This window comes from Chitinophaga sp. (assembly GCF_035564935.1).
Classification (GTDB): domain Bacteria; phylum Bacteroidota; class Bacteroidia; order Chitinophagales; family Chitinophagaceae; genus Chitinophaga.
In genome coordinates this window covers 1-5,053 of sequence record NZ_DATMTE010001003.1, presented here as the reverse complement: position 1 = coordinate 5,053, position 5,053 = coordinate 1, and the positions used below count along the sequence as shown (strand labels likewise).

The 5,053-nt window shown below is 46.2% G+C and carries 2 protein-coding genes and 1 pseudogene; all 3 read left to right on the top strand.

All coding sequences use genetic code 11. From position 1 onward, the window contains the following. Positions 1-1,390 (top strand): annotated as a pseudogene (locus VN105_RS25965) (hypothetical protein); the annotation flags it as partial. Between the two features lie 11 nt (positions 1,391-1,401). Then, positions 1,402-2,805 (top strand): RagB/SusD family nutrient uptake outer membrane protein, encoded by a 1,404-nt coding sequence (locus VN105_RS25960; RefSeq protein ID WP_325645726.1) that lies wholly within the window; start codon positions 1,402-1,404, stop codon positions 2,803-2,805. 23 nt (positions 2,806-2,828) lie between these two features. After that, positions 2,829-4,994 (top strand): redoxin domain-containing protein, encoded by a 2,166-nt coding sequence (locus VN105_RS25955; protein ID WP_325645724.1) that lies wholly within the window; start codon positions 2,829-2,831, stop codon positions 4,992-4,994. Positions 4,995-5,053: the final 59 nt, after the last annotated feature.

Below are 5,053 nucleotides of genomic sequence, written 5' to 3'. Positions count from 1 at the left end.
CTGGCAGCAATCCAGCTTTGCCGAGCCATATTCTGTAAGGGCCACGGGCTTCTCCAACGATAAGCTGATGAGTTCCTGGACCGCCGCTTCTAATATTACGTACAAAAGCAGCAGCTTCAGGGAATACAAATACGTTTCCGGGTTCGGACGTATAAATTATATACTGAAAGACCGGTATATTTTTAATTTAACAGGCCGCAGGGATGGCTCTTCCCGCTTTGGTCCCAACCGCCAGTTCGGTAATTTCGGGTCCGTTGGCGGAGCATGGATATTCAGTAGTGAACAATGGACAAAATCAGCACTCCCGTGGTTGAGCTATGGCAAACTCAGAGCCAGCTACGGAACTACAGGGAACGACCAGATCCCCGATTACGGATACCTGGCATCCTATGGCAATCTTTTTTACCAATATGGCAGTACCGGCATTTATCCTTTGCGGAGCGCCAACCCTGATTTTGGTTGGGAGTCTAACCGCAAATTGGATATTGGCCTGGAAACCGGGTTCCTGGAAGACCAGATCTTCCTTTCTGCCTCCTGGTTCCGCAGCCGTACAGATAATCAGCTGGTAGTTTCTCCATTGTCTTCCCAATCAGGATTTTCTTCCTTTACCGGTAATATGCCTGCGCTGTTACAAAGTTCAGGATGGGAGTTTGAACTGAAAACAAAAAATATCAGCCGTGGGAATTTTTCCTGGAACAGTTCTTTCAACATTACCATACCCCGTAATAAGCTCATCTCTTTCCCCGGTCTGAAAACAACGGCCTATGCTTATGTTTATATAGAAGGACAACCCATCAACAATTTAAACGGCTATCACTATACCGGCCTGAAAGATGGAATTGCCACTGTTGAAGATCTTAACAAGGATGGAAAATTTACAACCGGGTTGTTACAAACAGCCAATGGAGATTACCAGGTGATAGCCTCCGGTATGCCTGATTTCTACGGTGGCTTCAGCAACTCATTCAAGCTCGGGCGGTTTCAGCTGGATATCCTGTTACAGTTCGTGAAGCAAACTAAATCCTCTGTCCGCTCTTCGGTAGCTATACAGCCGGGCGGATTGTCGAACCAGGACGATAAAATTATTTCCGATGGTTTCAGACCGTCTGTATTATCCGGTAGCGCGGCCACTTATGCCTATAAGAATTACTACCTGCTGTCAGACGCCAGCTATTCAGACGCCAGTTTTATAAGACTGAAAAACCTGAACCTCTCTTACGAGCTGCCATCTTCCTGGACAAAATCAATCCGGTTAAAATCAGCCGGGGCATTTGTGAGGGCGCAGAATTTATTTACCATCACCAATTACCTGGGATTTGATCCTGAAACCGCCGGAGCTGTATTGCCGCCGATAAGGCAAATTGCAGCCGGTATCCATTGTTCACTTTAAACAATAAAGAAATGAAAAAACAACTCTTTTTATATACTTGTTGGGTGTTATTGGCCGGATCAATGATGAGCAGTTGTAAGAAACTGATAGAGATCGGGCCGCCAAAAGACCAGCTGGCTTCCAACAGCGTGTTCCTGGACTCCACCACGGCGGAAGCAGCTATGATAGGTTTATATGCGAATGTTGCCAATCCGAATCCCGGTAGTGATATGGGTACTTCTATCACTATGTTCAACAGCATGTCGGCAGATGAGGGCTATGCCTATTCTATGAATTATTATGATGACTTTACAAACAACTCTTTAACCCCGCTGGTTTATTATGTAGAAGGTTTATGGAGCACCATTTATAAAAATGTGTACATCGCCAATTCTATTATCACCGGGATGCCGGGATCTCCCTTATCTGAAGCGTACAAACAAAGAACGGTAGGAGAGGCGAAGTTCATACGCGCATTCTGCTACTTCTATTTAGTGAATGAATATGGAGCCGTACCGTTGGTAACCTCTACCGATGTGCATAGCACTACCACGCAGCCCCGCGATAACGTGGATGCAGTATACGACCAGATAGAAAAAGATCTTACAGACGCGCAAAAAGTATTGCCTGCTACATTGGACTATTATGGCGGTAAGCGCGTACGTGCTACTACCTGGGCTGCAGATGCCCTGTTGGCAAGGGTATATCTTTACAGGGGAAAATGGCAGCAGGCTGAAAGTATGGCTACCGCTGTGATCAATAACCCGGGGCTTTTTAGCATGAATACGGCTGTTGACCAGGTATTCCTGGCCAACAACCCGGAAGGTATCCTCCAGTTTGTAAATGGCATTACCAGTTCATGGATAGCCAACAACTTTGTTCCTTCTGCTTTGAGTCCAACACCCAAATTTGTATTGAAAGACGGGCTCCATGAAGATTTTGAACCGGGCGATAAGCGAAAAACCAATTGGGTTGGTTATAAAAGCTATGGAGGCATTAATTATCCATATCCTGCAAAATACAAGTATATGGCAGGTATTGGCGCGGTAGAATATAACCAGGTATTACGCCTGTCTGAACAGTATTTAATCCGCGCGGAAGCGCTTACGCAGCAATCCAATTATACTGCCGCGGCAGCTGATATTAACAGCGTCCGGTTAAGAGCTGGCTTAGGAAATACTAAAGCTGCCGATAAAGCAACGTTGATGGCTGCTATTGAACATGAACGCCGCATTGAATTTTTCTGTGAATGGGGATATCGCTGGTTAGATCTGAAAAGACTACCGGGTGTAAGTAATCCCGCTGTTTCCAGGGCAGATGAAGTATTATCTCATCTCAAAGGAGATCAGTGGCAGGCAACGGATGCCTTGTATCCCATCCCGCAATCGGCTATCAATTCCAATGTAAACTTAACCCAGAACAAGGGATACTTTTAAGCTAAACAGAAACCAAACATATTATGCGTTACTCATCATTATTCAGGCAATGGCTGCCTGCCGCCCTGCTCATGGCCGGAACGGCCGGGGCAAAGGCACAACCCGGCCATACAAAGCCATTCACACTACAGGGGCGGATAACTGCCCCCCAATATACCGGCAAACTTTATCTCCAGTATGAGTTGAGTGAGAGGGAAATGGCAACTGATTCCGTTACGTTGCAGAAAGACGGGCATTTCGTATTTAATGGCAGGTTAAGCAGGCCGGCATCGGCGAGAATATATATGATACCATCTGCTACTAAATATGTTTCCAGGCGTTTTTACCTGGAACCGGGGAAAGTTGAAATGAACGCAACCGGTTCCATTGATGCAGCTACGGTAACGGGTAGCCCGAATACCGCTGTGCAGGATGAATTTGTACGCAATGGAGAAAAGTATGCACCTGCTTTTACTTCCCTGAATACAAGGGCCTATTACAATCGTGGTATGAAAGATTCCGTACGGGCTATCGATGCGGAAATGGAACAGGTAAGGGCAAAATTTAACGGGGGCGTAGCCGCTATCATCAGGCAGCATCCGGATGCTTATGCCTCCTGGGATATGGTTTATAATTATCGTATAGGTTTAGATCCCGAAACGATTACACCTTTATTCGATGCGCTCAGTCCCCGGTTTAAAAATTCGGAAGATGGAAAAGCGCTGCTAAAGCAGATCGCCAATGTCAGGCGAATAATGGTGGGTTCGCCCGCCCCGGATTTTACACAGGCAGACGTAGCAGGAAATACCATTAAGCTATCCTCCTTCCGGGGCAAGTATACATTGGTTGATTTCTGGGCAAGCTGGTGCGGTATCTGCCGCGCAGAAAATCCGAATGTGCTGCGGGCCTACAACGCCTATAAAGATAAAGGCTTCACCGTGCTGGGCGTATCACTGGACGATTCCCTGCATCGCACCCAATGGATACAGGCCATTAAGGACGATAATATGCCCTGGCAGCAGGTATCCGATCTGAAAGGAAGAAACAATGAAGCCGCCGTTCAATACGGTATCAAGGGAATCCCGCAGAATGTACTCATAGATCCCAATGGTAAGATCATTGCCAAAAACAAGCGCAACAGGGACCTGATGAACACGCTGATGGACATCTTTGACAAGGGATATAACATGCGCATGGATGGCACTATAAAAGGGGAGAATGAAAGCAGCATTGTTTTTAAATATTATAAAGACAATGAATACCGGAATGATACCGTATCCATTCACAACGGCAAGTTTACCTGGCTGGCTGAAATGCAGGAATCACAACGGGTGAATGCAACCATACTTCCCAAACGCGAACAGCTTAGCTTTTTCTCCGATATCGGCTACCTGCAATTATCTGTTAACACGGATTCATTACCCAATTTCAGTTTGGAAGGCTCCGATATGCAGGATGAAGCCAACCGCTTCTATGCTTCCACAAAGGAGCTTAGCCCAAAGCAAAAGGAATTGCTGCAACAGCTCACTGATGCCCCGCAGGAGGAGAGATTTAAAATAGGAGAACAGCTGCTTTCCCTGGCAAGAAACCGGTATACGGAAAATGTTAAAAAGTACGTAAAGGAGCATCCCGCCAATTTGTTTTCATTACAGCTGGTAAAAGATATGGCCGAAGATATTTCAGGACCCAAATACAATATCGTTTACCCGCTTTACACACTGCTTCCGGAAGTAAGCCGCGGAACGCCTTCCGGCAGAAGAATAGCTGCAATGCTTCCTATGATGAAAAGAAGCGCGGAAGGAGCCACGATTGCAAATTTATCCCAGGCCGATTCCAGCGGACATGAAATCTCTCTTGCCGGCTTTAAAGGAAAATATGTGCTGATAGATTTCTGGGCCAGCTGGTGCGGACCTTGCCGCGCAGAGAATCCAAATCTGCTGAAAGCATACAATACTTTCAAATCCAAAGATTTTACCATCGTAGGTATCTCCCTGGATAGCGATGCCGGCAAATGGAAGAAAGCCATTAAGGAAGATAAACTGCCATGGACGCAATTGTCGGACCTGAAAGGCCGGGAAAATGCTATAGCACAGTATTACAACGTGCGTGGCATTCCCTGGAATATCCTGGTTGACCGCGATGGAAAAATTGTAGCTAAAGATTTAAGAGGATCGGAGTTGGAGAAGAAGTTACTGGAGATGATAAAGTGATGTATTGCCGCATAAAAAAGAACCTGCCCCGGGTATGTCCTGGGGCAGGTTTTTTTTAT

Coding starts and splice junctions, on each gene's coding strand:
- VN105_RS25955 (WP_325645724.1), top strand. CDS start 2,829: ATGCGTTACTCATCATTATTCAGGCAATGGCTGCCTGCCGCCCTGCTC.
- VN105_RS25960 (WP_325645726.1), top strand. CDS start 1,402: ATGAAAAAACAACTCTTTTTATATACTTGTTGGGTGTTATTGGCCGGA.